At 59.2% G+C, this 24,482-nt stretch carries 22 protein-coding genes and 1 riboswitch; of the genes, 10 read left to right on the top strand and 12 right to left on the bottom strand.

What is annotated here, in order from left to right:
- Window positions 1–449: 449 nt before the first annotated feature.
- On the top strand, window positions 450–2,465 hold the full coding sequence (gene uvrB, locus DVA43_RS11050) for an excinuclease ABC subunit UvrB (protein ID WP_103178762.1): 2,016 nt from the start codon (window positions 450–452) through the stop codon (window positions 2,463–2,465).
- Between the two features lie 92 nt (window positions 2,466–2,557).
- Here the strand turns inward: uvrB and yvcK are convergent, their stop codons facing one another.
- On the bottom strand, window positions 2,558–3,466 hold the full coding sequence (gene yvcK / locus DVA43_RS11045; protein WP_103178763.1) for a uridine diphosphate-N-acetylglucosamine-binding protein YvcK: 909 nt from the start codon (window positions 3,464–3,466) through the stop codon (window positions 2,558–2,560).
- 225 nt (window positions 3,467–3,691) lie between these two features.
- A riboswitch (molybdenum cofactor riboswitch) is annotated at window positions 3,692–3,826 on the top strand.
- Here yvcK and moaA point away from each other — a divergent pair.
- The 6 genes from moaA to DVA43_RS11010 all read left to right on the top strand — a co-directional run bounded on the left by moaA (window position 3,814) and on the right by DVA43_RS11010 (window position 7,283).
- Window positions 3,814–4,803: a GTP 3',8-cyclase MoaA gene (gene moaA / locus DVA43_RS11035; protein ID WP_114315574.1), complete on the top strand. Its 990-nt coding sequence runs from the start codon at window positions 3,814–3,816 to the stop codon at window positions 4,801–4,803. It overlaps the preceding riboswitch by 13 nt.
- 20 nt (window positions 4,804–4,823) lie before the next feature.
- The gene (gene moaB / locus DVA43_RS11030) at window positions 4,824–5,336 is read left to right on the top strand and encodes a molybdenum cofactor biosynthesis protein B (RefSeq protein WP_103178765.1); all 513 of its coding nucleotides are present in this window, start codon (window positions 4,824–4,826) and stop codon (window positions 5,334–5,336) included.
- Window positions 5,337–5,339: 3 nt separating this feature from the next.
- On the top strand, window positions 5,340–5,825 hold the full coding sequence (gene moaC, locus DVA43_RS11025; protein ID WP_114315573.1) for a cyclic pyranopterin monophosphate synthase MoaC: 486 nt from the start codon (window positions 5,340–5,342) through the stop codon (window positions 5,823–5,825).
- Window positions 5,818–6,063 (top strand): molybdopterin synthase sulfur carrier subunit, encoded by a 246-nt coding sequence (gene moaD / locus DVA43_RS11020; RefSeq protein WP_103178767.1) that lies wholly within the window; start codon window positions 5,818–5,820, stop codon window positions 6,061–6,063. Before moaC ends, moaD begins: the two co-directional genes overlap by 8 nt.
- Before the next feature lies 1 nt (window position 6,064).
- Window positions 6,065–6,517: a molybdopterin synthase catalytic subunit MoaE gene (gene moaE / locus DVA43_RS11015; protein ID WP_103823521.1), complete on the top strand. Its 453-nt coding sequence runs from the start codon at window positions 6,065–6,067 to the stop codon at window positions 6,515–6,517.
- Window positions 6,518–6,575: 58 nt separating this feature from the next.
- Window positions 6,576–7,283, top strand: a complete 708-nt coding sequence (locus DVA43_RS11010; RefSeq protein ID WP_103178769.1) for a Bax inhibitor-1/YccA family protein — start codon at window positions 6,576–6,578, stop codon at window positions 7,281–7,283.
- An 84-nt stretch (window positions 7,284–7,367) separates the two neighbouring features.
- On the opposite strand, the gene DVA43_RS11005 is transcribed toward DVA43_RS11010, so the two are convergent.
- The 3 genes from DVA43_RS11005 to DVA43_RS10995 are packed head-to-tail and all read right to left on the bottom strand — an operon-like array spanning window position 7,368 to window position 10,329.
- Window positions 7,368–8,330, bottom strand: a complete 963-nt coding sequence (locus tag DVA43_RS11005; RefSeq protein ID WP_103178770.1) for a YbhN family protein — start codon at window positions 8,328–8,330, stop codon at window positions 7,368–7,370.
- Window positions 8,330–9,571 (bottom strand): cardiolipin synthase ClsB, encoded by a 1,242-nt coding sequence (clsB, locus tag DVA43_RS11000; protein WP_103178771.1) that lies wholly within the window; start codon window positions 9,569–9,571, stop codon window positions 8,330–8,332. Before clsB ends, DVA43_RS11005 begins: the two co-directional genes overlap by 1 nt.
- The gene (locus DVA43_RS10995) at window positions 9,568–10,329 is read right to left on the bottom strand and encodes an endonuclease/exonuclease/phosphatase family protein (protein ID WP_103823519.1); all 762 of its coding nucleotides are present in this window, start codon (window positions 10,327–10,329) and stop codon (window positions 9,568–9,570) included. The genes clsB and DVA43_RS10995 overlap by 4 nt, the downstream gene beginning before the upstream one ends.
- 132 nt (window positions 10,330–10,461) lie before the next feature.
- Here DVA43_RS10995 and DVA43_RS10990 point away from each other — a divergent pair, with 132 nt between their 5' ends.
- A complete protein-coding gene (locus DVA43_RS10990) occupies window positions 10,462–10,872 on the top strand; it encodes a YbhQ family protein (RefSeq protein WP_114315572.1) in 411 nt (136 codons plus the stop codon).
- On the opposite strand, the gene DVA43_RS10985 is transcribed toward DVA43_RS10990, so the two are convergent.
- The 5 genes from DVA43_RS10985 to cecR all read right to left on the bottom strand — a co-directional run bounded on the left by DVA43_RS10985 (window position 10,834) and on the right by cecR (window position 16,553).
- Window positions 10,834–11,940 (bottom strand): ABC transporter permease, encoded by a 1,107-nt coding sequence (locus DVA43_RS10985; RefSeq protein WP_114315571.1) that lies wholly within the window; start codon window positions 11,938–11,940, stop codon window positions 10,834–10,836. The genes DVA43_RS10990 and DVA43_RS10985 overlap by 39 nt on opposite strands.
- An 88-nt stretch (window positions 11,941–12,028) precedes the next feature.
- Complete coding sequence (locus DVA43_RS10980) at window positions 12,029–13,162, bottom strand: ABC transporter permease (RefSeq protein ID WP_114315570.1); 1,134 nt, start codon at window positions 13,160–13,162, stop codon at window positions 12,029–12,031.
- Window positions 13,155–14,891, bottom strand: a complete 1,737-nt coding sequence (locus DVA43_RS10975) for an ATP-binding cassette domain-containing protein (protein ID WP_114317126.1) — start codon at window positions 14,889–14,891, stop codon at window positions 13,155–13,157. The genes DVA43_RS10980 and DVA43_RS10975 overlap by 8 nt, the downstream gene beginning before the upstream one ends.
- Complete coding sequence (gene hlyD / locus DVA43_RS10970; RefSeq protein ID WP_103823515.1) at window positions 14,884–15,879, bottom strand: secretion protein HlyD; 996 nt, start codon at window positions 15,877–15,879, stop codon at window positions 14,884–14,886. The genes DVA43_RS10975 and hlyD overlap by 8 nt, the downstream gene beginning before the upstream one ends.
- Window positions 15,876–16,553 carry a transcriptional regulator CecR gene (gene cecR, locus DVA43_RS10965; RefSeq protein ID WP_114315569.1) on the bottom strand — a complete coding sequence of 226 codons (678 nt, stop codon included), beginning with the start codon at window positions 16,551–16,553 and terminating at the stop codon, window positions 15,876–15,878. Before cecR ends, hlyD begins: the two co-directional genes overlap by 4 nt.
- A 245-nt stretch (window positions 16,554–16,798) precedes the next feature.
- Between cecR and rhlE the strand changes: the two genes are divergently transcribed.
- The gene (gene rhlE, locus DVA43_RS10960) at window positions 16,799–18,160 is read left to right on the top strand and encodes an ATP-dependent RNA helicase RhlE (RefSeq protein WP_114315568.1); all 1,362 of its coding nucleotides are present in this window, start codon (window positions 16,799–16,801) and stop codon (window positions 18,158–18,160) included.
- A 95-nt stretch (window positions 18,161–18,255) separates the two neighbouring features.
- Window positions 18,256–20,433: an ATP-dependent DNA helicase DinG gene (gene dinG / locus DVA43_RS10955; protein ID WP_114315567.1), complete on the top strand. Its 2,178-nt coding sequence runs from the start codon at window positions 18,256–18,258 to the stop codon at window positions 20,431–20,433.
- Here dinG and DVA43_RS10950 read toward each other — a convergent pair.
- The 3 genes from DVA43_RS10950 to DVA43_RS10940 are packed head-to-tail and all read right to left on the bottom strand — an operon-like array spanning window position 20,420 to window position 24,480.
- Window positions 20,420–20,920 carry a fimbrial protein gene (locus DVA43_RS10950; protein ID WP_114317125.1) on the bottom strand — a complete coding sequence of 167 codons (501 nt, stop codon included), beginning with the start codon at window positions 20,918–20,920 and terminating at the stop codon, window positions 20,420–20,422. The genes dinG and DVA43_RS10950 overlap by 14 nt on opposite strands.
- Before the next feature lie 7 nt (window positions 20,921–20,927).
- Window positions 20,928–21,917 carry a fimbrial protein gene (locus DVA43_RS10945; protein ID WP_114315566.1) on the bottom strand — a complete coding sequence of 330 codons (990 nt, stop codon included), beginning with the start codon at window positions 21,915–21,917 and terminating at the stop codon, window positions 20,928–20,930.
- Window positions 21,918–21,933: 16 nt separating this feature from the next.
- Window positions 21,934–24,480: a fimbria/pilus outer membrane usher protein gene (locus DVA43_RS10940; RefSeq protein ID WP_114315565.1), complete on the bottom strand. Its 2,547-nt coding sequence runs from the start codon at window positions 24,478–24,480 to the stop codon at window positions 21,934–21,936.
- Window positions 24,481–24,482: the final 2 nt, after the last annotated feature.

The following is a 24,482-nucleotide window of genomic DNA, read 5'->3' as shown; positions in this document are numbered from 1 at the left end:
GAGTCACGCTCCGTATGGGCTGGAGGCAGTTATCCACTATTCCTGTGGATAACCATGTGCATTAGAGTTAGAAAACGCGGGGTAAGCGAGAGAATACGCGGCCTGCGCCTGAATTGCTGCGAAACGCGTCTTTTTGAAAATAATAAATGGAATCAATGCGTTAAATAAAATCAATCTTTGTCATTAAACGGTCACGATAATGCGCTTAAGTTCGGCGTCTCGCCTTGACAAATGTTAAAAAATAAAAAGTTCTGGGGATAACCGTGCGTTGATGGAATTTTATCCCGTCGCAGGCGAAATTTTGTGCAGCTTCGTTTGATTCTTGCCCAGGGTGGCACAAAACGTCGCGGTTGCCACTGTATTTATGTCCAGTATAATTTACTGGCAAAAATAGCCATCAAGAGTAAAATTACTCACCTGCCGTATCAACCATCATCAGGTCGCCGTTCATGAGTAAACCGTTCAAACTGAATTCCGCTTTTCGTCCTTCCGGCGATCAGCCTGAAGCGATTCGCCGTCTGAAAGAGGGGCTGGAGGATGGGCTTGCGCACCAGACGCTGCTGGGGGTGACCGGGTCGGGTAAAACCTTCACCGTCGCTAATGTGATCGCCGATCTCCAGCGCCCCACAATGGTGCTCGCCCCGAACAAAACCCTGGCGGCGCAGCTCTACGGCGAGATGAAAGAGTTCTTCCCCGAGAATGCGGTGGAGTACTTCGTGTCGTACTACGACTACTATCAGCCGGAAGCCTACGTTCCCAGCTCGGACACCTTTATCGAGAAGGATGCCTCGGTGAACGAGCATATTGAGCAGATGCGTCTGTCCGCGACCAAGGCGCTGCTTGAGCGCCGTGACGTGGTGGTGGTGGCCTCGGTATCGGCCATCTACGGCCTCGGCGACCCGGATCTCTACCTGAAGATGATGCTGCACCTGACCGTGGGGATGATTATCGATCAGCGCGCCATTTTGCGTCGCCTGGCCGAGCTGCAGTACACCCGTAACGATCAGGCGTTCCAGCGCGGTACGTTTCGCGTGCGCGGCGAAGTGATCGACATCTTCCCGGCGGAGTCGGACGACTTCGCGCTGCGCGTCGAGCTTTTCGATGAAGAGGTGGAGCGGCTGTCGCTGTTCGACCCGCTGACCGGCCATGTGGAATCGACCATTCAGCGCTTCACGGTCTACCCAAAAACCCACTATGTCACCCCGCGCGAGCGCATCGTGCAGGCGATGGAGGACATCAAGGTTGAACTGGCGGATCGTCGCAGGGTGCTGTTAGAAAATAACAAGCTGCTGGAAGAGCAGCGTATCAGCCAGCGTACCCAGTTCGATCTCGAGATGATGAACGAGCTGGGCTACTGCTCCGGTATCGAAAACTACTCGCGCTATCTCTCTGGCCGTGGGCCGGGCGAAGCGCCGCCAACCCTGTTTGACTACCTGCCGGCGGATGGCCTGCTGGTGGTGGATGAATCCCACGTCACCATTCCGCAGATTGGCGGGATGTATCGTGGCGACCGGGCGCGTAAAGAGACCCTGGTGGAGTACGGCTTCCGCCTGCCGTCGGCGCTGGATAACCGTCCAATGAAGTTTGAAGAGTTCGAGGCGCTGGCGCCGCAAACTATCTACGTCTCCGCAACGCCAGGCAACTACGAGCTGGAGAAATCGGGCGACGAGGTGGTGGATCAGGTGGTGCGTCCGACCGGCCTGCTGGATCCGATTATCGAAGTGCGTCCGGTGGCCACCCAGGTGGATGACTTGCTCTCGGAAATCCGCGCCCGGTCGGCCATTAACGAGCGTGTGCTGGTGACGACCCTGACCAAGCGGATGGCGGAAGACCTGACCGAATACCTCGAAGAGCACGGTGAGAAGGTGCGCTATCTGCACTCGGATATCGACACCGTGGAGCGCATGGAAATTATCCGCGATCTGCGTCTTGGCGAGTTCGACGTGCTGGTGGGGATCAACCTGCTGCGTGAGGGGCTGGATATGCCAGAAGTGTCGCTGGTGGCGATTCTGGACGCCGACAAAGAGGGCTTCCTGCGTTCCGAGCGCTCGCTGATCCAGACCATTGGTCGTGCGGCGCGAAACGTTAACGGTAAAGCGATTCTCTACGGGGATAAGATCACCCCGTCGATGGCGAAAGCGATCGGCGAAACCGAACGCCGTCGCGAGAAGCAGCAGCGCTATAACGAAGAGCACGGGATTGTTCCGCAGGGGCTCAACAAGAAGGTGGTGGATATCCTGCAGCTTGGCCAGAATATCGCGAAAACCAAAACCAAGGGACGCGGCAAGTCGCGCTCACCGGTTGAGGCCGATACCGTGGCCCTGACGCCGAAAGCGCTGCAGCAGAAAATCCACGAGCTGGAAGGGCAGATGATGCAGCACGCACAGAACCTGGAGTTCGAAGAGGCGGCGCAGATCCGCGACCAGCTGCATCAGCTACGGGATTTATTCATCGCCGCGTCGTAGTTTGTACCCGGTGGCGCTTACTGGCTCAACAACGGCACTCTGCCTGTAGGCCCGGTAAGCGAAGCGCCACCGGGCATTACAGGCCGTACAAGCTAACCCAACGCCTGAATCGCTCTCTCCAGCGCCACGCGCAGCAGATGCCGATCGTGGCGGTACTTGATGTCGCTTGCTTCGAGCGGCTCCTGCACCACCACCCGGCCTTCCATACCTGAGATATCCTCTTTCGGCCCGACCACTACCGCATCGACGATCTTTTTACCGACATACTGCTCCATCAGCGCCAGCTTTGCGGCCAGCGAAAGCCCGGCGGCGGCCGGGCTGAGCTCGCGACCCAGATTGCCGATATAGACTACCGGGGCGGGCGTGCGCCGCAGCGCCTGGGCCAGCTCTTTAATCAGCAGGAGCGGCATCAGGCTGGTGTAAAAACTGCCGGGGCCGATGAGGATCAGATCCGCTTCACCAATCGCTTCTACTGCTTCGCGGGTCGCCGGGACAGTGGGGTAGAGCATCAGCTCTTTCGGGGGCAGGGCAAGCTGATCGATATTTACCTCGCCATACACTTCATGGTCGTTGCAGTCGATTGCCATCAAATCAACCGGAAGTTCGGACATGGGGATGAGAAAGGCGTCCACTTTAAGCAGGTTGCGAATTAAATTGATCGCCTCCAGAGGCCGGACGCTGAGGTGATCCAGCGCCTTTAACATCAGATTTCCAAGGTTATGCCCGGAAAGTTCGCCATTACCGGCAAAACGATACTCAAACATGGCCGAAGCCACGCTCGGTTCCGTGATAAGCTGATTTAAGCAGTTGCGCATGTCTCCCCAGGCGATGCCGCCTTCGGAGCGGCGGATGCGCCCGGTTGAGCCGCCATTATCGGTGGTCGTGACGATCCCTGTCAGGCGGGAGCCGAGCGATGACAGGGAGGACATGACCCGGCCCAGTCCGTGGCCTCCGCCGAGAGCGACCACCCGGTCAAGATCCGCAAAAGTGCGATTGCGCATAAAAATTCCTTATTAAGACCAACATGTAAACAGTAACGCAACTACTCCTAAATGACGATGCTGCGACCCGCGCAAAATGACGTATATCAATGCAAAAATGTGATAATGACGTATTCTGAACCGAAATGGCACGATTAGCTCGTTATATACACATTTATATAGCGTAAGTCGACGATAGCGAAACTCGCTTTAACACGCTACTATCGACATAACCACGTTTTCATCATTGAAAACATACACTCTAGCCTTTGCGCCTGTGTCGACAGATATGGCGCTCTGGCCGTGGCGCTTTTGCCACCAGGGTACAGGAAGAAATGACTGTGCCTCCCGTATCAGGAAAGGTGTACATGGCTTCACAACTTACCGATGCATTCGCGCGTAAGTTTTTTTACCTGCGTTTGTCGATTACCGATGTGTGCAACTTCCGTTGCACCTACTGCCTGCCGGATGGCTATAAGCCTGGCAGCGTCACCAATAACGGCTTTCTCTCCGTGGACGAAGTGCGCCGCGTCACGCGCGCGTTTGCCGCCATGGGAACGGAGAAGGTCCGTCTTACCGGCGGCGAACCCTCGCTGCGCCGGGACTTCACCGATATCATCGCGGCGGTACGTGAAAACGACGCCATCCGCCAGATTGCGGTCACCACCAATGGCTATCGTCTGGCGCGCGATGTCGCGCAGTGGCGCGACGCGGGGCTGACCGCCATCAACGTCAGCGTCGACAGCCTGGATGCCCGCCAGTTTCACGCCATCACCGGACAGGATAAATTCCACCAGGTGATGGAAGGCATCGACGCGGCCTTTGCGGCCGGCTTCGACAAGGTGAAGGTCAACACCGTGCTGATGCGCGATGTGAACCATCATCAACTGGATACCTTCCTGGCGTGGATCAAACCCCGCCGCATTCAGCTGCGCTTCATTGAGCTGATGGAAACCGGCGAGGGCAGCGACCTCTTCTCCCGTCATCACATCTCCGGCATGGTATTGCGCGATGAGCTGCTTAAACGCGGCTGGATCCACCAGCTTCGCCAGCGCAGCGACGGCCCGGCGCAGGTCTTTTGTCACCCCGACTACGAAGGGGAGATTTGCCTTATCATGCCGTATGAAAAAGACTTCTGTGCCAGCTGTAACCGCCTGCGCGTCTCGTCGTTGGGCAAGCTGCACCTCTGCCTGTTTGGCGACGGCGGCGTCGACCTGCGCGATCTGCTGGCCGATGATGCGCAGCAGGCGGCGCTGGAAGCACGCATTTCTGAGGCGCTGATGCACAAAAAACAGACCCACTTCCTGCATCAGGGCAACACCGGGATCACCCAGAACCTGTCATACATTGGCGGGTAATCGCTACAAGGAACCAGAAGATGAGTCAGGTAAGCGCTGAATTTATCCCGACGCGTATTGCTATTCTTACCGTTTCTGAACGCCGCGGCGAAGAAGATGACACCTCCGGCCACTGGCTGCGCGATGCAGCCCACGAGGCCGGGCATCAGATCGTCGACAAGGCCATCGTCAAAGAGAACCGCTACGCCATTCGCGCGGAAGTGTCGCGCTGGATCGCCAGCGATAACGTCCAGGTGGTGCTGATCACCGGCGGCACCGGTTTTACCGCAGGCGATCAGGCCCCGGAAGCGCTGCTGCCGCTCTTCGATCGCGAGATAGAAGGCTTCGGCGAGGTGTTCCGCATGCTCTCGTTTGAAGAGATTGGCACCTCCACCCTGCAATCGCGTGCTGTCGCAGGGATCGCCAACAACACGGTGATTTTCGCCATGCCAGGCTCCACCAAAGCGTGCCGCACCGCGTGGGAAAATATCATTGCCCCGCAGCTGGATGCCCGCACGCGTCCGTGTAATTTCCATCCTCACCTGAAGAAATAAGCTATGTCGCAACTGACCCACATTAACGCCGCGGGCGAAGCCCATATGGTGGATGTCTCCGCCAAGGCCGAAACCGTGCGTGAAGCCCGCGCGGAAGCGTTCGTCACCATGCTTCCCGAAACGCTGGCAATGATCCTTGACGGCAGCCACCACAAAGGGGACGTCTTCGCTACGGCGCGGATCGCCGGGATCCAGGCGGCGAAACGCACCTGGGATCTGATCCCGCTGTGCCATCCGCTTATGCTCAGCAAAGTGGAGGTCAACCTGCGGGCCGAGCCGGAGCACAACCGGGTGCGCATCGAATCATTGTGCCGCCTGACCGGGAAAACCGGCGTGGAGATGGAAGCCTTAACTGCCGCCTCCGTGGCGGCGTTAACCATCTATGACATGTGCAAAGCGGTGCAGAAAGACATGGTTATTGGCCCGGTTCGCCTGCTGGCGAAAAGCGGGGGAAAATCGGGTGATTTCAGGGCACCAGAGAATGATTAAAGTACTGTTTTTTGCGCAGGTGCGCGAGCTGGTGAATACCGACAGCCTGACGCTGGATATCGAGGTGGAAAACGTCGAAGCGCTGCGGGCGCATCTGGCGGCGCAAAGCGACCGCTGGGCGCTGGCGCTGGACGCGAGCAAACTGCTGGCGGCGGTGAACCAGACGCTGGTGGAGTTCACGCATCCGGTCAAACCGGGCGATGAGGTGGCTTTCTTCCCACCGGTGACCGGGGGCTGAAATGAGTGACACCAAAATCCTGGTCGAACAGGCGCGTTTTAACGTCGGCACGGAGTATAACTGGCTTGCTGAGCGTGACGAAGATGGCGCGGTGGTCACCTTCACCGGCAAGGTGCGTAACCATAATCTCGGCGACAGCGTAAAAGCGCTGACCCTTGAGCACTATCCTGGCATGACGGAAAAAGCGCTAGCGGAGATCGTTGAGCAGGCGCGTCAGCGCTGGCCGCTCGGCCGCGTGACCGTGATCCACCGCATCGGCGAGATGTGGCCGGGGGAGGAGATCGTCTTCGTTGGCGTCACCAGCGCCCATCGCGGCAGCGCCTTTGCGGCGGGTGAGTTTATTATGGATTATCTCAAAACCCGCGCCCCGTTCTGGAAGCGCGAAGCGACCCCGGAGGGCGATCGCTGGGTCGAGTCCCGCGACAGCGATAAGGAAGCCGCCAACCGCTGGTAGCCGGATTGCCGGGATGTGTTAGGCTTTAACAGTGTGTCCACTTAAAAAGGAGTGTGTTATGGACAGATTTCCCCGTTCCGATTCCATCGTGCAGCAGAGCCGTACCGGGCTGCAAACCTATATGGCCCAGGTCTATGGCTGGATGACCTGCGGCTTGCTGCTCACCGCGTTTGTCGCGTGGTTTTCCGCCAACACCCCTGCGGTGATGATGTTTGTCTTCTCCAGCAAAATCACCTTCTTTGGCCTGATCATCGCCCAGCTGGCGCTGGTGTTTGTCCTCTCCGGGCTGGTGCATAAGCTCAGCGCAGGGATGGCCACCACGCTGTTTATGCTCTATTCGGCGCTGACCGGCCTGACGCTCTCCAGTATTTTCCTCGTCTACACCTACTCCTCGATCGCCAGCACCTTTGTGGTGGCCGGCGGGATGTTTGGTGCGATGAGCCTTTACGGCTACACCACCAAACGCGACTTGAGCGGCTTTGGCAACATGCTGTTTATGGCGCTGATTGGTATCGTGCTGGCATCGCTGGTGAACTTCTGGCTGAAGAGTGAAGCGCTGATGTGGGCGGTGACCTATATCGGGGTGATTGTCTTTGTCGGGCTGACGGCCTATGACACCCAGAAGCTGAAAAACATTGGCGAGCAGATTGACGTGCGCGACAGCTCAAATCTGCGTAAATACTCCATTCTGGGGGCGCTGACGCTCTATCTGGACTTCATCAACCTGTTCCTGATGCTGCTGCGCATCTTCGGCAACCGTCGTTGATTGCCTTGCCCGGCGGCGCTTCGCTTGCCGGGCCCACAACACCGTAGGCCGGGTAAGCGCAGCGCCACCCGGCCAATCCCGCCATTACTTCGCCATCTGTTGTTCGTTTTTGGCCCGCAACTTCTTCGCCCGGCTCTCCAGCACCAGATAACAGACCGTCGCCAGCCCCAGAGGCAGGAAATAATAGAGCATACGATAGGCCAGCAGGGCGGCGATGATGGTGCCGTGAGAGACATGCTCTCCCGCTAACAGGGCGATAAACACCGCTTCCAGCACCCCAATCCCGGCAGGAATATGGACAATCACCCCGGCGATACTGCTCACCAGCAGCACACCCAGCACGAAGAAGTAGTTGATATCTTCACCCATCAGCAGCCAGATAATGGCCCCCATCGCCATCCAGTTGGCGGCGGAAATGCCCATCTGCGCCAGCGCAAAACGCCAGGAGGGAAGTACCAGCTTTTGCTTTTTGATGGTCACATGGCGCCGCTTAGCGAACGCGCAGGCCCACAGATAGAACCCAATCACCAGCAGCAGCACGATGCCAATAATGCGCAGCGTCGACTGATCGATATACCAGTGAGCGGGCAACTGCACCACGCCCGCGGTGAAGATTACGCCGCCCAGCAGGACGTAACCCAGCCAGTTGGTGGTAATACTCAGAGAGAAGATGCGGGTGATGGTGCTGCTGGGTAGCCCCAGGCGGGAGTAAAGGCGGTAACGCATCCCGATGCCGCCCACCCAGGTACTCAGGGTCAGGTTAAAGGCGTAGCAGATAAACGACACCAGCATAACCTGGCGCTTGGCCAGCTTATGCCCGCAGTAGACTCGTCCCAGCAGGTCGTAACAGCCATACAGCAGGAAGCTCAGTATCACCAGCGCCACGGCGCCCATCAGCGATACACGGTCGTAGTCGCGGATGACCTTCCACACCTCGCCCCAGTCGACCTTTTTGGCGTAAATCACCAGCAGCACTGCTACGGCTATAAAAAATACCCAGGTGAGGATCTTTTTTGCCAGACGCCAGCGCGAATGTTTTTTGCTCATCAGGGTTTTACCCCCGTGTTGCTCGCCTCAACGCGATCCTGAGTCTCCATCTCGGGTTGTACCGGCGGGGGGACCTGCGCCAGTTTAGGCGTATGTGCAGGCAACCAGCCGACCAGCGCCGGGAAATGGCGCAGGAAGTGGAACACCACCACGCTTTTGCCCAGATTCCACCAGGTCCGTTTCGGCACCATCGACTCATCCACCCGGACGCAATCCTCGGCGATGATGGCGGTGAGATTGTCACGCAGGGTCTGGTTAAACTCGCGATCGTGAATAATCAGGTTGGCCTCCAGATTCAGCGACAGGCTAAGGGGATCGAGGTTGCTGGAGCCGACAGTTACCCAGTGATCGTCCATCAGCGCGACCTTGCCGTGCAGCGGACGGCGGCGGTATTCGTAAATCTCGACGCCGCCTTTCACCAGATAGTTGTAGAGCAGGCGGGCGCCCACGGTCACAATGGGCATATCCGGCTCGCCCTGCACAATCAGCTTAACCCGCACGCCGCGCCGGGCTGCGTTACGCATGGCGTGCAGCAGGCGATAGCCCGGGAAGAAGTAGGCGTTGGCGATGATCACCTCCCGACGGGCGTTGGTCAGCATCTTCAGATAGTGCCGCTCAATATCGTCCCGGTGCTCTTCGTTATCGCGCCAGACAAACAGCGCCTGCGCTTCGCCCGGTTTGGTATTCTCTTCGGCGCGATGACGCCGCTTCCACCAGCGACGCACTGCGGCTTTGCCGGGCAGGTTTTCCACGACAAACTGCAAAATATCCTGTACCACCGGGCCTTCGACCTGGACGGCATAATCCTGCTTGGCTTCAGGACCGTAGTCCGACATATGTTCCGCGGAGTAGTTAATCCCGCCCACAAAGGCCACCTGATCGTCCACCACCACAATTTTACGGTGCATGCGGCGGAAGACGTTGGTGCGCATACCCAGCAGAGGCGGGCGTGGATCGTAATAGCGGAATACCACGCCTGCTGAGGTGAGTTCCCCCACGAATTCATCGCTGAGGTCGGGGGAGCCGTAGCCGTCCAGCAGCACTTCGATATGTACCCCGCGCTGGGCCGCCCGCAGGATCACCGAATGCAGTTTTCGCCCCACGTTGTCTTCAAACCAGATAAAGGTTTCAAGCAGTACCCGGCTTTGTGCTTTCTCGATAGCGGCAAATACCGCCGGGTAATATTGATCGCCATTTTCCAGCAGCTTTATCCGGTTGCCGCTTTGCCATGAACATTTCATAGATGAATCTCCGCACTTAACGGCGCATGGTCGGAAAGGTGACGCCAGTTGCTCAGGGCCAGCGCGGTAGGGCTGCTGGCGTGAGCGTTTTTGACATAGATCCTGTCCAGACGCAGCAGCGGGAATCTCACCGGGAAGGTACGGGCGGGCCTGCCGTGGGCAAGGGTGAAGATCTCTTCTAACCCGGCCCCCGTTTTCAGCGGATGGTTGGCGCGCTGGCGCCAGTCGTTAAAATCACCGGCGACCACCACCGGTTCCCCTTCTGGCAGGCCGTTGACCCACTCGGTCATCATCTGCAGCTGCGCCTGGCGGTGAGCTTCGCGCAGGCCAAGGTGGACCGAGGCCACATGCAGCGGTCTGGTCAGCTCCGGGATCGCGACACGGCAGTAAAGCAGCCCACGTTTTTCACTCTCGCCCACCGAGACATCGTGATTTTCAAAGTGTTCGATAGGGTAGCGGGAGAGAACGGCATTGCCGTGATGCCCCTCGGGATAGACGGCATTACGCCCGTAAGCGTAGTCGCTCCACATGGTGTCGGCGAGAAATTCGTAGTGGCTGGTATCGGGCCAGTTTTCCACATGCAAAGGATGAACTTCATGCGCGCCCATCACCTCCTGCAGGCAGACGATATCCGCGCTGACGGTTCGTACAGCGTCACGCAGTTCGGGCAGAATGAAACGGCGGTTAAAAGCCGCGAACCCCTTGTGAATATTGATTGTTAACACTTTAAGCGAAAAATGCCGGGTTTGTTGGGCCATACACTCCTTCCCGCGTCACTATCCTGATGAAAATAAAGTGTAGTCGTCGTCACAAAAAGGTGCTGTGTTACGGAATTTTCCGTAAAGTGCGATAGTCTGAACAGGCAGAGTAAAATCCTTCAGGAGAGTGCCATGAAGTGGCAACAACGCATACGCGTCGCAACCGGCCTGAGTTGCTGGCAGATTATGTTGCATTTATTGGTGGTGGCCGTGCTGGTGATGGCCTGGATGAGCGGTACCCTGGTGCGGGTCGGCTTAGGATTATGCGTGCTGTACGGCGTGACTGTCCTGTTGATGCTCTTTTTACAGCGTCATCATGAAGCGCGCTGGCGCGAAGTGGCGGATGTGCTCGAAGAGCTCACCACCACCTGGTATTTTGGCGCGGCATTGATTGTGCTGTGGCTGTTGTCCCGCGTGCTGCAAAACAACTTTTTGCTGGCTGTCGCAGGGCTGGCTATCCTTGCTGGGCCCGCGATCGTTTCACTGTTAACCAAAGACAAAAAGCTACGCGATATTCCGCCTGAACATCGCGTACGCCACTGAACCCGTCACGGCCGCTATCACCAGTAGCGGCCACAAACTCCCCCAGACAATATCCAGACTCGCATCCTTGAGATAGATCTGCTTGGTGATATCGGTGAAGTGCCGGATCGGATTCACCCAGGTTAAGTTCTGCAGCCAGACCGGCATGTTCTCCACCGGCGAGACATAGCCCGAGAGCAAAATGGCGGGCATCATAAAGACGAACACCCCGATAAACGCCTGCTGCTGGGTCGAGCAGAGCGCCGAGATCAGCAGACCAAACCCCACCAACGACAGCCCGTAAATCACCATCGTGAAGTAAAAGAGCAGAAGCGATCCGGCAAACGGGATGTGATAGGCCCAGATGCCAATCGCCAGCACGATGCTGGCCTGGAAGGTGGCGACAATCAGCGCCGGGACCGCCTTACCGACAAAGATTTGCCAGGTCGCCAGCGGGGAGACCACCAGCTGATCGAAGGTGCCCTGTTCGCGCTCCCGGGCCACCGACAGGGAGGTGACGATCATCACCCCGATGGTGGTGATCATGGCGATCAGAGACGGCACCACAAACCATTTGTAGTCGAGGTTCGGGTTATACCAGTTGCGCACCACCAGCTCGCTGTTGTTCGGTTTCGGTTTGCCCGCCATCAACTCCTGCTGGTAATCCTTCACCACCTGTTGCAGATAGTTGGCGGCGATTTGTGCGCTGTTGGAGTTACGCCCGTCGAGGATGAGCTGCATAGGGGCGGTTTGCAGGGTGTCGAGGTTACGGGAAAAATCGGCCGGGAAGCGCACCAGCAGCAGCGCCTTTTGCGTGTCGATGGTGGGCTGGATCTCCTGTGGGCTGTTGAGGATCAGCACGTGGGTAAAGGCTTTGGCGCGGGCGAAGCGCTGGGTCAGCTCCACCGAATGTTTGCCGTTATCTTCGTTATAGACAGCGATAGTGGCGTTGGTCACCTCCAGCGTGGCCGCCCAGGGGAAGAGCAGCACCTGGATCAGCACCGGCAGAATCAATATCGCCCGGGTCTGCGGCTCGCGCAGCAGGGATTGCAGCTCTTTGCGAATCAATGTCCATAAACGGTGAAACATAGTCACTCCTCAAAACGCCGGGTGGCACTGCGTTTGCCCGGCCTACAAGACCCGTAGGCCCGGTAAGCGTAGCGCCACCGGGCGAAACCTAATCTAATCGCCGTTTGGTTTTCATCCACGTCAGGCCGATAAACATTACCGCCGAGGCAATCAAAAACAACAGGTTCACCATCAGCACCACCGGAATATTGCCCGCCAGAAACAGGCTTTGCAGGGTGCTGACGAAATAACGCGCCGGGATGATATAGGTCACCGCGCGGATCACCGCCGGCATACTGTCGATCTGAAAAATAAACCCGGACAGCATAATCGACGGCAAAAACGCGGCATTCAGCGCCACCTGGGCGGCGTTAAACTGGTTGCGGGTGATGGTGGAGATAAGCAACCCCATCCCCAGCGTGCTGAGCAGGAACAGGCTGGTGATGGCGAACAGCACCAGCAGCGAGCCGCGATAGGGCACGCCGAGAATAAATACGGACACCAACATGCAGAGCAGCATCGCCAGCATTCCGAGGAAATAGTAGGGGATCAGCTTGCACAGCAGCAGTTCCGTGCGCGTCACTTCGGTAGAGAGTAGCGCCTCCATGGTGCCGCGCTCCCACTCGCGGGCAATCACCAGCGAGGTCAGAATGGCGCCGATCACCGTCATGATAATGGTCACCGCGCCGGGAATAATAAAGTGCTGGCTGATGGCTGCCGGGTTAAACCAGTAGCGGGTCTGGACGTCAATCAGCGGCTCAAACGTCTCGCCGCGATCGTCCGCCCGCTGCATCTGCCACAGCTGCCAGATCCCTTCTGAGTAGCCCTGCACAAAGTTGGCGGTATTGGGCTCGCTGCCGTCGGTGATCACCTGGATCGGGGCGGTGTCGTTCGGGCGCGCCATGCGGGCAGCAAAATCCACCGGGATCACAATCATCCCGCGAATGCGCCCGGCCTGCATCATCTGGGTGAGCTTATGGCGATCGTCACTGATGGTGGCGTCGATGTAGGGCGAGCCGGTCAGGGTATGGGTGAAGTCCAGCGCCTCTTCGCTGTGCTGCTCCAGCAGGATCCCCACCCGCAGCTTGCTGGAGTCGAGGTTTATGCCGTAGCCGAAGATAAAGAGCAGCAGCAGGGGGATCACCACCGCAATCAGCCAGCTGCTCGGGTCACGCACAATCTGCCGCGTCTCTTTGATGCACAGGGCGCGGACCCGACGCCAGGAGAGGGCTTTGTCAGACATGGCCATGCTCCTTATCCCAGTCGTTAATGAGCGTGATAAACGCCTGTTCCATGGTGGGATCGGGCTGCTGCTCGTCCGCCACCTGGGCTTTCAGATCGTCGGGTGTGCCGTGAGCAATCAGCTTGCCGCGATAGACCAGCCCAATCCGGTCGCAATACTCCGCCTCATCCATAAAGTGAGTGGTCACCATCACCGTGACCCCTTTTTCCACCATGCTGTTGATATGCAGCCAGAACTCACGGCGGGTGAGGGGATCGACCCCGGAGGTCGGTTCATCGAGAAACAGAATGTCCGGCTCGTGCATCAGCGAGCAGGCCAGCGCCAGCCGCTGTTTGAACCCGAGCGGCAGCGCGTCGGTGGCCTGGCTGGCGATGTTGCTTAAACCAAACGCCTCGCTCATGCGGGCGATTTTTTCATTCTGCACCCGCCCGCGCAGGCCGTAGACGCCCGAGAAGAAGCGCAGGTTTTGCTCAACCGTCAGGTTGCCGTAGAGCGAGAACTTTTGCGCCATATAGCCCAGGTGCTGGCGCGCTTTGCCGGAGCTGACTTTCAGATCCATATCCAGCACCAGCGCTTTGCCGGCGGTGGGCACCAGCAGGCCGCACATCATTTTGAAGGTGGTGGATTTGCCTGCGCCGTTGGGGCCCAGCAGGCCGAAAATTTCGCCGCGTTTTACCGTAAAGTTCACATTGTCGGTAGCGGCAAAATCACCAAATTTTTTGGTCAGGGATTTGGCCTCGATCACCGTCTCGCCGGGGGTGCCTTCCACAGTATGCAGGATCGCCCCCAGCGGCGATTCGGCGGTGCCTGCGCCGCCGAGCAGATCGATAAAGGCATCTTCAAACCGCGGGGCAGTCTCATCAATCGCCAGATCCGGCAGATCCGCGTTTTGGCGAAGATCGTCGGCGCTGGCCTCTTTTTTGAGGATCACCCGCACCGATTTCCCCTGGATCATGCCGTCGCTCACTTGGGGCAGCTTCAGCACCCGTTGCAGCAGGCGGCGGTTATTCTCATGAGGAGAGTGCAGCAGCACGCTGCGCCCGGTCATGCTCTGGGTCAGGGCAGTGGGATCGCCCTGATAGAGCAGCTCCCCTTCGTTCATCAGCAGCACGTCGCGGCACTGCTCCGCTTCGTCGAGATAGGAGGTGCTCCAGAGGATTAACATTCCGTCCCCCGCCAGCTCGTGTACCATCTGCCACAGCTCGCGGCGGGAGATGGGGTCGACGCCAACGCCGGGCTCGTCCAGCAGCAGCACCTTCGGCTGCCCCACCAGCGTACAGGCCAGCCCCAGCTTCTGCTTCATGCCGCCGGAGAGCTTGCCCGCCAGCCGGTCGGTGAAGGGGCCGAGCGACGTAAAATCAAGCAGGCGCTGAAAGGTTTTCTCCCGCGTCTCGCCGGTGACGCTGCGCAGGTCGGCATACAAGGTCAGGTTCTCCATCACCGTCAGATCTTCATACAGACCAAACTTCTGCGGCATATAGCCCAGCATCGCATGCAGGGCGCGATCGTCGCGAACCGGGTCCAGCCCCAGCACGCTGGCGCTGCCTTCGTCGGGCTTCAGCAGGCCGGCAAGCATTCGCATCAGGGTGGTTTTGCCCGCGCCGTCCGGGCCGACCAGCCCGGTAACGTAGCCTTTATGCACCGTGCAGTCGAGCGGCGCGACGGCGGGTTTGTCCATCCCGGCAAAGCGTTTGACCAGGCCGGAGAGCTGGATCACCGCATCACTCATGGGCTTGCCCATTGTCGAAGCTGACGGTTACCGGCATCCCCTGGCGCAGGGCATCGTCGGCATCGTTCACGATAATGCGCAGGCGATAGACCAGATCGGTACGCAGGTCCGGGGTTTCGACGGTTTTTGGCGTAAATTCCGCGGTCGGGGAGACAAAGCCGATTTTCCCGTGGTACGGCTTGTCGGGGCGACTGTCGGTATAGAGCAGCACTTCGCGCCCCGGTTTCGCCTCGCCGAGACTGGCTTCATTGACGTAAGCCCGCACCCACACCGGACGCGTCAGGGAGAGGGTCAGCACCGTACTGCCCGCGTTCAACATACTGCCGGGCTCCACGGCGCGGGTCAGCAGGGTGCCGTTGGCCGGGGCCACCAGAGTGGTGTCGTGCAGATCCAGCTGCGCTTGCGCCAGCTGAGCCTGGGCCTGTTCGAGGCTGGCTTTTGCCTGGGCGATATCCTGCTCGCGGTTGCCGGAGCGGTACTGGCGCAACTTATCCTGGGAGGATTTCAGCGTCGCCAGAGCCTGATCCCGCGAGGAGCGGGCGTTCTCCAGATCGTTGGCCGACACGGTGCGGCTTTTCCACAGCCCTTGCTGACGGACAAAGAAGTTCTGCGCGTAGTCATAGGCGGCCTGCGCCTGTTTAACGGCGGCGGCGGCCTGGGCGACCTCTTCGTCACGGTAGCCCGCCTGCATTAAGTCGTATTGCGCCTGTGCCACGGCAACGCCCGCCTGGGCCTGCAACAGCGCGTTCTGGTAGGGGGCCTTGTCCAGCGTGCCCAGCGTCTGACCAGCGGTAATGGCATCGCCTTCATCCACGCTCAGTGAAGCCAGCCGTCCGCCGACGCGAAAGCTCATGTTCACGGTGCGGATATCGACGTTACCGTACAGGGTCAGCGTTTTATCCTGCTGGCTCTGATACCACAGCCAGCCGCCGATACCGGCTGCCAGCACAACCACCACAGCCACAATAATGGCGACAGGTTTTTTCATGACTCCAGGCTCCTTTGCGTTAAGCCCTGCAGGATCAAATCGACATGACAGGTGATGACCTGACTGATTTGCAGCGCTTTATCCTCATCGAATTCGGTCCAGCCGGTGCGTAACAGAATGGTTTCACGCCCCAGGCGAAAGGCGAGCACTTCGCCCAGCAGGGCATGGGTATGCAAAATGGTCTGCGTATCAAGAGGGTCACGCCCGGTATAGGCCGCCACCAGCCGGGTCAGGTGGGAGTGCATCGGGGCGATAACCTGATCGTGGACCAGCTGGTAAGCGGCAGAGGGCGAGAGTTGCTCGCGTGAAATAAACTTACTCAGGTTCAGCGTATCGTCATGGGTCAGCAGCTGAATCATGTTGTTGCAGGCGGTTAAGATCAGGCCACGAATGGCGGCGCGATCCGGCGACGGCTCGGCAAGCAGCGCAGTGGCTTCCTCCACGTGGGGGCGAAACTGGGTGCCAATGAAGTCGGCGATCCATTGGGCGCAGGCGAGGTAGAGATCCTCTTTCGAGCCAAAATAGTAGGTAATGGCGGCGATATTCTGCCCGGCTTGCGCAGCGATATCGCGGGTGGTGGCATGCAGCCCATATTCGCCAAACTGCGCCAGCGCGGCAGCGATTAACTGGCTTTTAGCCTGCTCACCTTTGGTGGTGGTCGGGATCGGATTCATAGCGGCACACAAAATTAATCAATCGATTGATTAAGATTATGACTGTTTTTTGAGCGTGTCCAGTTTTCTTGCCGGTGCCCGGCTTGTTTAATAGCGTAAATGCAGCCCCCGACGGGATATTTATGCGCTGTATCACAAAAGCTGCTACACTCCGCTGCTTCGCGACACCGTGGTTTTTGTCCTTTCATTTGTTATATCTCCCTGAAAACTACACCTGAAAATGGTCGGGGCGGTTCGGAGTTGTTATGTCTTTTGATACCCTTGGCCTGAACCCGGAAATTCTGCGCGCTGTAGCGGAGCAGGGTTACCGCGAACCGACCCCTATTCAGCAGCAGGCCATTCCCGCTGTACTGGCAGGCCGCGATCTGATGGCCAGCGCCCAGACCGGGACCGGTAAAACCGCTGGCTTTACCCTGCCGCTGCTGCAACGCCTGATCTCAAGCGAACCGCACGCCAAAGGCCGTCGCCCGGTGCGCGCCCTGATCCTGACCCCAACCCGTGAACTGGCCGCCCAGGTGGGTGAGAACGTGCGTGAGTACAGCCGCTATCTCAACATCCGCTCGCTGGTGGTGTTTGGCGGGGTGAGCATCAACCCGCAGATGATGAAACTGCGCGGCGGCGTGGACGTGCTGATCGCCACCCCGGGCCGTCTGCTCGACCTGGAACACCAGAACGCCGTTAAGCTCGACAGCGTGGAGATCCTGGTGCTCGACGAAGCTGACCGCATGCTGGACATGGGCTTTATCCACGATATTCGTCGCGTGCTGGCAAAATTGCCGGCCCGCCGTCAGAACCTGCTCTTCTCCGCCACCTTCTCCGACGAGATCAAAGGCCTGGCGGAAAAGCTGCTGCACAATCCGCTGGAAGTGGAAGTGGCGCGTCGCAACACCGCCTCCGAACAGGTGACCCAGCACGTTCACTTTGTTGATAAAAAGCGCAAGCGCGAGCTGCTCTCCCAGATGATTGGCGAAGGCAACTGGCAGCAGGTGCTGGTCTTCACCCGTACCAAGCACGGGGCGAACCACCTGGCGGAACAGCTGAACAAAGACGGCATCCGCAGCGCGGCCATCCACGGCAACAAGAGCCAGGGGGCTCGTACCCGCGCGCTGGCCGATTTCAAATCTGGTGATATCCGCGTACTGGTGGCAACCGACATCGCCGCCCGCGGCCTGGATATTGAAGAGCTGCCGCACGTGGTGAACTACGAGCTGCCGAACGTTCCGGAAGATTATGTCCACCGTATCGGCCGTACCGGTCGCGCGGCGGCAACGGGCGAAGCGCTGTCTCTGGTCTGTGTGGATGAGCACAAGCTGCTGCGCGACATCGAACGCCTGCTGAAAAAAGAGATCCCGCGTATCGCCCTCGAGGGCTATGAGGTAGATCCGTCCATCAAAGCTGAGCCGATCCAGAACGGGCGTCAGGGCGGACGTGGTCAGGGTGGTGGACGCGGGCAGGGCGGCGGTGGCCGTGGTCAGCAGCAGCCGCGCCGTAGCGAAGGCGGCGCGCCGAAAGCGGCAAACAAACCGCCACGTCGCGATGGCGACGCGAAACCGGCAGGTGAAGGCCAGCGCCGACGCCGTCCGCGCAAACCTGCCAGTGCGCAGTAATCTGGAAGCCCGGTCGTAAAGCCGGGCTTTTCTTTTGCGGCCCGCTTAAGAAAGTGCCACAATAGTGGCTGTTTATACAGTATTTCAGGTTCATCATGGCTTTAACCGCCGCGCTGAAAGCGCAAATTGCCGCCTGGTATAAGGCGCTACAACAGCAGATCCCCGACTTCATTCCCCCCGCACCGCAACGGCAGATGATTGCCGATGTGGCAAAAACGCTGGCCGGTGACGAGGGTCGACATCTGGCAATTGAAGCCCCGACCGGCGTCGGTAAAACCCTCTCCTACCTGATCCCCGGCATCGCTATCGCCCGGGAAGAACAAAAGACGCTGGTGGTCAGTACCGCCAACGTCGCCCTGCAGGATCAGATCTACAGCAAAGACCTGCCCCTGCTGCGCAAAATTATTCCCGAGCTGCGCTTCACTGCCGCCTTTGGTCGCGGGCGCTATGTCTGCCCGCGCAACTTAACCGCCCTTGCCAGCACCGAACCCACCCAGCAGGATCTGCTGGCCTTTCTGGATGACGAGCTGACCCCTAACAATAAAGCTGAGCAGGAGCAGTGCGCCCGGCTTAAGGCCGATCTCGATAGCTATAAATGGGATGGCCTACGGGATCACACCGATCAGGCGCTCAGCGACGATCTGTGGCGCAGGCTCAGTACCGATAAGGCCAGCTGTCTGAACCGCAACTGCCACTACTATCGCGAATGCCCGTTCTTTGTCGCCCGCCGTGAAATTCAGGAGGCCGAAGTGGTGGTCGCCAACCACGCGCTGGTAATGGCGGCGATGGAGAGCGAAGCGGTGCTGCCGGATCCGAAAAATCTGCTGCTGGTGCTGGATGAAGGCCATCACCTGCCGGACGTCGCCCGCGACGCGCTGGAGATGAGCGCCGAGATAACTGCCCCCTGGTTCCGCCTGCAGCTCGATCTGTTCTGCAAGCTGGTGGCGACCTGCATGGATCAGTTCCGGCCGAAAACGATCCCGCCGCTGGCGGTTGCGGAGCGCCTCAGCGAGCACTGTGAAACGATCTATAGCCATATCGCCTCCCTGAACAACATCCTCAATCTCTATCTGCCACCCGGCCAGGAGGCAGAGCACCGCTTTGAGATGGGCGAGCTGCCGGAGGAGATCATGGATCTATGCCGCGAGCTGGCGCAGCTTATCGAGAAACTGCGCGGGCTGGCGGAGCTGTTTTTAAACGATCTCAGTGAGAAAACCGGCACCCATGACGTGGTGCGTGTCCACCGGGTGCTGCTGCAGATGAACCGCGCCTTGGGCATGTTCGAGGGGCAGAGCAAGCTGTGGCGGCTGGCGTCGATGGCCCAGGCCTCCGGTGCGCCGGTCACCAAGTGGGCGACGCGGGAAGTCAGGGAGGGGCAGGTGCATCTCTTCTTCCACTGCGCGGGCATTCGCGTCAGCGATCAGCTGGAAAAGCTGCTCTGGCGCAGCGTTCCGCATGTGGTGGTGACCTCCGCCACGCTGCGCTCGCTGAACAGTTTCTCCCGCCTGCAGGAGATGAGCGGTCTGAAGGAGAAGGCGGGCGATCGCTTTGTGGCCCTCGACTCGCCGTTCAACCACTGCGAGCAGGGCAAGCTGGTGATCCCGCGTATGCACTATGAGCCGCTGATCGACAACGAAGAACAGCACCTGGCCGAAATGGCGGCCTACTTCCGCGAACAGCTGGAAAGCAAAAAGTATCCCGGCATGCTGGTGCTGTTCGCCAGCGCCCGGGCAATGAACCTCTTTTTAACCTTTGTTACCGACCTGCGCCTGTTGCTGCTGGTGCAGGGGGATCAGCCCCGTTACCGGCTGGTGGAGCTGCACCGTAAACGTATCGATGCCGGAGAGCGCAGCGTGCTGGTGGGGCTCCAGTCCTTTGCCGAAGGGCTGGATCTGAAGGGCGATTACCTGACCCAGGTGCATATCCATAAGATCGCCTTCCCGCCCATCGACAGCCCGGTGGTACTGACCGAAGGCGAGTGGCTGAAAAGCCTCAACCGCTTCCCGTTTGAGGTGCAGAGTCTGCCGGCGGCCTCATTCAACCTCATCCAGCAGGTCGGGCGTCTGATCCGCAGCCACAGCTGCTGGGGCGAGGTGGTGATCTACGATAAGCGGCTGCTGACCAAAAATTACGGTAAGCGGTTACTGAATGCCCTGCCGGTCTTTCCCATCGAACAACCTGAGGTTCCCGAAGTAAAAAAACGCCCGGCCAAGATTGCCGCCGGGCGCAGGAAAAGCATCCGTGCTAAGGGGCGCGGTCCTACTGGTAAGTGAAGGTAAAGAGCACCGTGCTTGAAAACTCCCCCGCGTGGACCGGAACGTACGAGGCGTAATAGCGTGCCGCCATCGGGAAATCGGCGGTGTGGGTGATTGGGTCAATTACCGCATTGAAGCGCGCTTCCGGCGCCAGAATGATCGAGTCGGTGCGGTCGGCCAGCTCCAGCGCCAGCCCTCTCGCCGTACCGGTGTTGGCGAACTTGAACGGGTGGAGCGTGTCGCGCTTCCCCTCAAGGTTGATGGTTGCCAGAGTCAGGCTTTGCGGACAGTGCGAGAGGGTGATATCAAAATTCTTCCACACGCCGACATCGCCCGGCGCTTTAAAATCACTGGCCACCGCCTGGCCGAGATCGACCACTTTATTCTGGCTGGTGCTGTCCACTTCACAGGCAGTGTCGTAAATATTGCCTTTGATGCTGAGGAGCACGTCGGTGGCTGAGACGGGCAGGCTGGCCAGCAGCACGAGCAGGGCTACATATTTCATCGGGATCTCACTGGTATTCAATGTCGATTGTGGCAATGGTATTGGCTCTTCCGGCGGTCGCCTGAGCGCCAATCTGGTAGTACTGCACCTGGAAGGGCAGGTCGAAAGGCTGGTTGGGAATGGTCTGGTCGCCAAAGGGGATCGGGTAGTCGTAGCGTAACACCACCCCGCCGAGGGTCATTCTTACGCCCACCCCGCTGGCACTGTCGGGACCTGGCGTCAGGTTCAGAACATCATTGCCATCGCTGATCGTCGTCGCGCCATTTGGGCTGGTGATCCGGGCCGTCATGGTGACAGTATCAGAACAGATCGCCGTTAGATTGAACGCTTTCCAACTGCTGAAACTGCCGCGATGGGTAAAGCCGCTCAACGGAAAATCCCCCAGCGTAACGACCAGACTTTTCGGATCCACTGAACAGGTGGTGGCCTTCAGCGCCAGGTTGCCGCCATAGCGCACGGCGTTCAACTGACCCAGCTGTTGATCGGGATAGATGCCCAGTGACCAGATGCCGTTATGCACCGTTGTTGACGCCAGCTCTCCAGTTTTGCTTGCGGTTTTGATCAGCTGCATCGTCAGCGATACGTTGAAGCTGCCGGAGCCATCGCTGCTGACGTACCCCAGGGGCGTACTTCGGCTGTCACAATGGGCGGTGCGGCCCTGCACCGGCTGGCCGGCGCTGTTCAGCAGTTCAATGCCAACCCCCTCGATACCGCTGCGATAGACCCCCGCCATCCCCCGTATTTCATCGCCTTCGCCCAGATGGCAGGCGGTGATTGGCTTACCGCTGTCGGCGGCGTCACAGTGGCCTTTTACCGTATGCGTACGGGCGGAGCCAGGGATGGCATTGCCCACCCCGAGCGTAGCGGGCACCGTCAGCGTACCCGGCGTGGCCGTCCAGGGCAGATCTGCGGTAGAGCAGGCCGCTTTGGCCTGCGGCATAAACAGAAACAGGGTGGCAAACAGGGCCAGTACACAGCCGTAACGGAAGGGTTTCATCTTTTCCTCGATGCTGTCAGGTGCACTGCGCGGTGACGCTAATCACCGGGTCAGCGGATCGAGACGGCAGTTGATAGTGGGCGGAGCAGTGCGCGCCTGGGCCTTTGCCCCAGCTGACGTTGACACTGCCCCGGGCGTGCATCCCGGTCAGGTAGACCTGACCGCCATCACCAACGATAAATTCGCCGCTCTCATGGGCCGGCGCCGCCGTGGCACCAAAGGGCACCGGACGTCCATCGGCGCGGGTGAGGGTCAGCAGCACCCGGCTGCCGACGCGGGTATTAAAGTGGGTACGCACAACCGCCCCACGAGTTGGGGTAATAACTTTGGCTGCCTGGCCGACGTCGGCCCCCGCAGGCAGACTCTCGGTATCCAGCGCCACGGTGTTGTGATGGTACGGCGTGACGTAAGGCACGATGGCATAGCCGCGATAGTCGGTTTTCACCCCGGTCTGGTTTTCGATTCTGGTGCCGCTGGCTCCCGGCGCCTCCACCAACGCCACCGTATCCCCCATCGGCTGGCCGAGGGTCACGCCGTGGGCGTGAACAATCATGCTCCCCTGCACGCCGAGGTTGAGCTGGCGCTGCTGGTCATCCTGGGAATAGCCTGCCGTCATCTCGCCGTAGGTGGCTTTGTAATCGCTGTTCAGGTTGGTGCTGTAGCCGGAATCGTGGCTGTGGCCCTGCTGCACCCCCCAGCTGAGGTTATTGCCCGCCAGCGCAGTGCCGTTCAGTCCGACGCTCTGGCTGGTGTCATGCTTGCTGTTGTTAAAGGTGTAATTGACCCAGGTATTGCTCAGCCAGTGATCCAGCGGAACGGAGACGTTAAAGCCGAAGGTCTGCTCGTTTTCCCGCTGGTCATCGTCATTGTCATCTTCATCCTGGACGTTTTTGCTCAGGCCATAGTTGATACCGTAGCTGATGCCGTGCCAGCTGCCGTTATAGCCGATGCTCAGCGAGGTCATGCTCTGATCGCTGTGCCAGTAATTCTCTTTGACCAGGCTTAACGTCAACGAGCCCAGGGAGCCGCCCAGGGATTGATCGACAGTGGCCTCCTGGCGGTTACGGCGGCGATCCGCCGGGCTCCAGTCGTCGTCGTGGGTGTGGGAGTCAAACACATCCGCCATGGTCTCAAACCCGGCGCTGTTGTAGCGATACCCGGCCACCGTAAAGTGGGTGCCGGTGTTAGCGAAGTCTTTGCTGTAGCGCACCCGCCAGGCGCGGCCACGGGAGGTTTTTTGTCCCGCCATCTGCGATTTTGCCGCGGTCATATCCACAGAAAACGCTCCCCAGTTACCAATGTTTTTCCCGGTGCCAAGCGCCAGGGCATCGTAATATTCACTGGTCTGGATGCCGCCGTAAGCGGTGATATCGTACGGCAGGCCGTAGATCCCGGTGCCCTGCAGAAACGGCGTCTTCTCCACGCTGTGGTCATAGCTGCGGTAGCGCCCGCCGGTCAGGCTGTACTTGAACCGGCCTTCACGCTGCAAAACCGGCACCGAGGCGTAAGGCACCACGAAGTGCTGCTCGCTGCCGTCGGTCTCTTTGACGGTAACGTTCAGATCGCCGCTGCCGCCGGTAGGGTAGAGATCGTTAATTTCGAACGCGCCAGGCGCGACGTAGTTCTGATAGATCACGTAGCCGTTCTGGCGCACCACCACCTGGGCGTTGCTGTGCGCCACGCCGCGAATGCGCGGGGCAAAGCCCTTCAGGCTATCCGGCAGCATGTCATCATCGGAGGCGATCTGCGCCCCGGTGAACGACAGGCTATCAAACACGTCAGAAGGAGTGGAGCTTTCTCCAAGGGTGACGACGCTGCCCAGCGACAGGATATTGCGCTGGGCATAGCTGTAGACCGGGGAGAAGTCGTGCTGCGTGGTGCGATTGTCCCGGGTCCGGCTCCAGGTGGAGTAGTTGCGCAGACGCCAGGCGCCGAGGTTCAGTCCCGGCCGCAGGTTCAGGTATTCATTGCGCTCGTGGCTGCCATCTTCACCCCGGCCGTGGCTATCCCCGGCGGAGTAGCTGTAGTTCAGCAGGAAAGCGTTAATGCCGTTGTCCATCTCTTCCGGCGCCACGTAACCGTGAGGCACCGGTGTGATAGCCGCCTGGGGGATGCTCAGCAGCAGCTGCTGCTGGCCGGGGCGGAAAGTGGCGCTGGCGGCAGGTAACCCAGAGAGATCGACACAGCCGTCATCCTTGGTGACGCTGAATTTATCGCTCTGGATACCCAGGCTCTTGAGGGTGTCTGGCGAGAGGCAGGGTTGCAGGGTGGCCGGGCCGTTGGCCGGCTGTTGCAGGCCAAAGGCAATTTTTCTGTTGGCGACTTTATTATTATTCACATAGACATCCACCTGATAGTTCCCCGGCGCGATGCCCGGGCCCTTCTCATACAGCGAGAGGTCGGTTTTGCCCTGGCCGGGGGTGTCGATATCCAGCAGCGCCGGGTTGAAGTAATCCTCGGCCAGCACCTGCTGCACCCCCACGCTCAGCACCGCGCAGCCCAGGGCAACCAGCAGAGCGCGCAGGGGATTACGGGGGGCTTTGGTGGAGTACTCCCAGGCCATGG

Origin of the sequence: Leclercia sp. W6, from assembly GCF_003336345.1 — a bacterium.
Taxonomy (GTDB): Bacteria; Pseudomonadota; Gammaproteobacteria; order Enterobacterales; family Enterobacteriaceae; genus Enterobacter.
This window is presented reverse-complemented; position numbering and strand designations above follow the sequence as displayed.

What these genes read in the sequence shown, in the direction of transcription:
- moaE (WP_103823521.1), top strand. Translation starts at nt 6,065, where the DNA reads ATGAGTGACACCAAAATCCTGGTCGAACAGGCGCGTTTTAACGTCGGC.
- DVA43_RS10940 (WP_114315565.1), bottom strand. Translation starts at nt 24,480, where the DNA reads ATGGCCTGGGAGTACTCCACCAAAGCCCCCCGTAATCCCCTGCGCGCT.
- moaB (WP_103178765.1), top strand. Translation starts at nt 4,824, where the DNA reads ATGAGTCAGGTAAGCGCTGAATTTATCCCGACGCGTATTGCTATTCTT.
- DVA43_RS10985 (WP_114315571.1), bottom strand. Translation starts at nt 11,940, where the DNA reads ATGTTTCACCGTTTATGGACATTGATTCGCAAAGAGCTGCAATCCCTG.
- DVA43_RS11005 (WP_103178770.1), bottom strand. Translation starts at nt 8,330, where the DNA reads ATGAGCAAAAAACATTCGCGCTGGCGTCTGGCAAAAAAGATCCTCACC.
- yvcK (WP_103178763.1), bottom strand. Translation starts at nt 3,466, where the DNA reads ATGCGCAATCGCACTTTTGCGGATCTTGACCGGGTGGTCGCTCTCGGC.
- moaD (WP_103178767.1), top strand. Translation starts at nt 5,818, where the DNA reads ATGATTAAAGTACTGTTTTTTGCGCAGGTGCGCGAGCTGGTGAATACC.
- uvrB (WP_103178762.1), top strand. Translation starts at nt 450, where the DNA reads ATGAGTAAACCGTTCAAACTGAATTCCGCTTTTCGTCCTTCCGGCGAT.
- DVA43_RS10945 (WP_114315566.1), bottom strand. Translation starts at nt 21,917, where the DNA reads ATGAAACCCTTCCGTTACGGCTGTGTACTGGCCCTGTTTGCCACCCTG.
- DVA43_RS10975 (WP_114317126.1), bottom strand. Translation starts at nt 14,891, where the DNA reads ATGAGTGATGCGGTGATCCAGCTCTCCGGCCTGGTCAAACGCTTTGCC.
- hlyD (WP_103823515.1), bottom strand. Translation starts at nt 15,879, where the DNA reads ATGAAAAAACCTGTCGCCATTATTGTGGCTGTGGTGGTTGTGCTGGCA.
- moaC (WP_114315573.1), top strand. Translation starts at nt 5,340, where the DNA reads ATGTCGCAACTGACCCACATTAACGCCGCGGGCGAAGCCCATATGGTG.
- DVA43_RS10995 (WP_103823519.1), bottom strand. Translation starts at nt 10,329, where the DNA reads ATGGCCCAACAAACCCGGCATTTTTCGCTTAAAGTGTTAACAATCAAT.
- DVA43_RS10980 (WP_114315570.1), bottom strand. Translation starts at nt 13,162, where the DNA reads ATGTCTGACAAAGCCCTCTCCTGGCGTCGGGTCCGCGCCCTGTGCATC.
- dinG (WP_114315567.1), top strand. Translation starts at nt 18,256, where the DNA reads ATGGCTTTAACCGCCGCGCTGAAAGCGCAAATTGCCGCCTGGTATAAG.
- moaA (WP_114315574.1), top strand. Translation starts at nt 3,814, where the DNA reads ATGGCTTCACAACTTACCGATGCATTCGCGCGTAAGTTTTTTTACCTG.
- clsB (WP_103178771.1), bottom strand. Translation starts at nt 9,571, where the DNA reads ATGAAATGTTCATGGCAAAGCGGCAACCGGATAAAGCTGCTGGAAAAT.
- cecR (WP_114315569.1), bottom strand. Translation starts at nt 16,553, where the DNA reads ATGAATCCGATCCCGACCACCACCAAAGGTGAGCAGGCTAAAAGCCAG.
- DVA43_RS10990 (WP_114315572.1), top strand. Translation starts at nt 10,462, where the DNA reads ATGAAGTGGCAACAACGCATACGCGTCGCAACCGGCCTGAGTTGCTGG.
- rhlE (WP_114315568.1), top strand. Translation starts at nt 16,799, where the DNA reads ATGTCTTTTGATACCCTTGGCCTGAACCCGGAAATTCTGCGCGCTGTA.
- DVA43_RS10950 (WP_114317125.1), bottom strand. Translation starts at nt 20,920, where the DNA reads ATGAAATATGTAGCCCTGCTCGTGCTGCTGGCCAGCCTGCCCGTCTCA.
- DVA43_RS11010 (WP_103178769.1), top strand. Translation starts at nt 6,576, where the DNA reads ATGGACAGATTTCCCCGTTCCGATTCCATCGTGCAGCAGAGCCGTACC.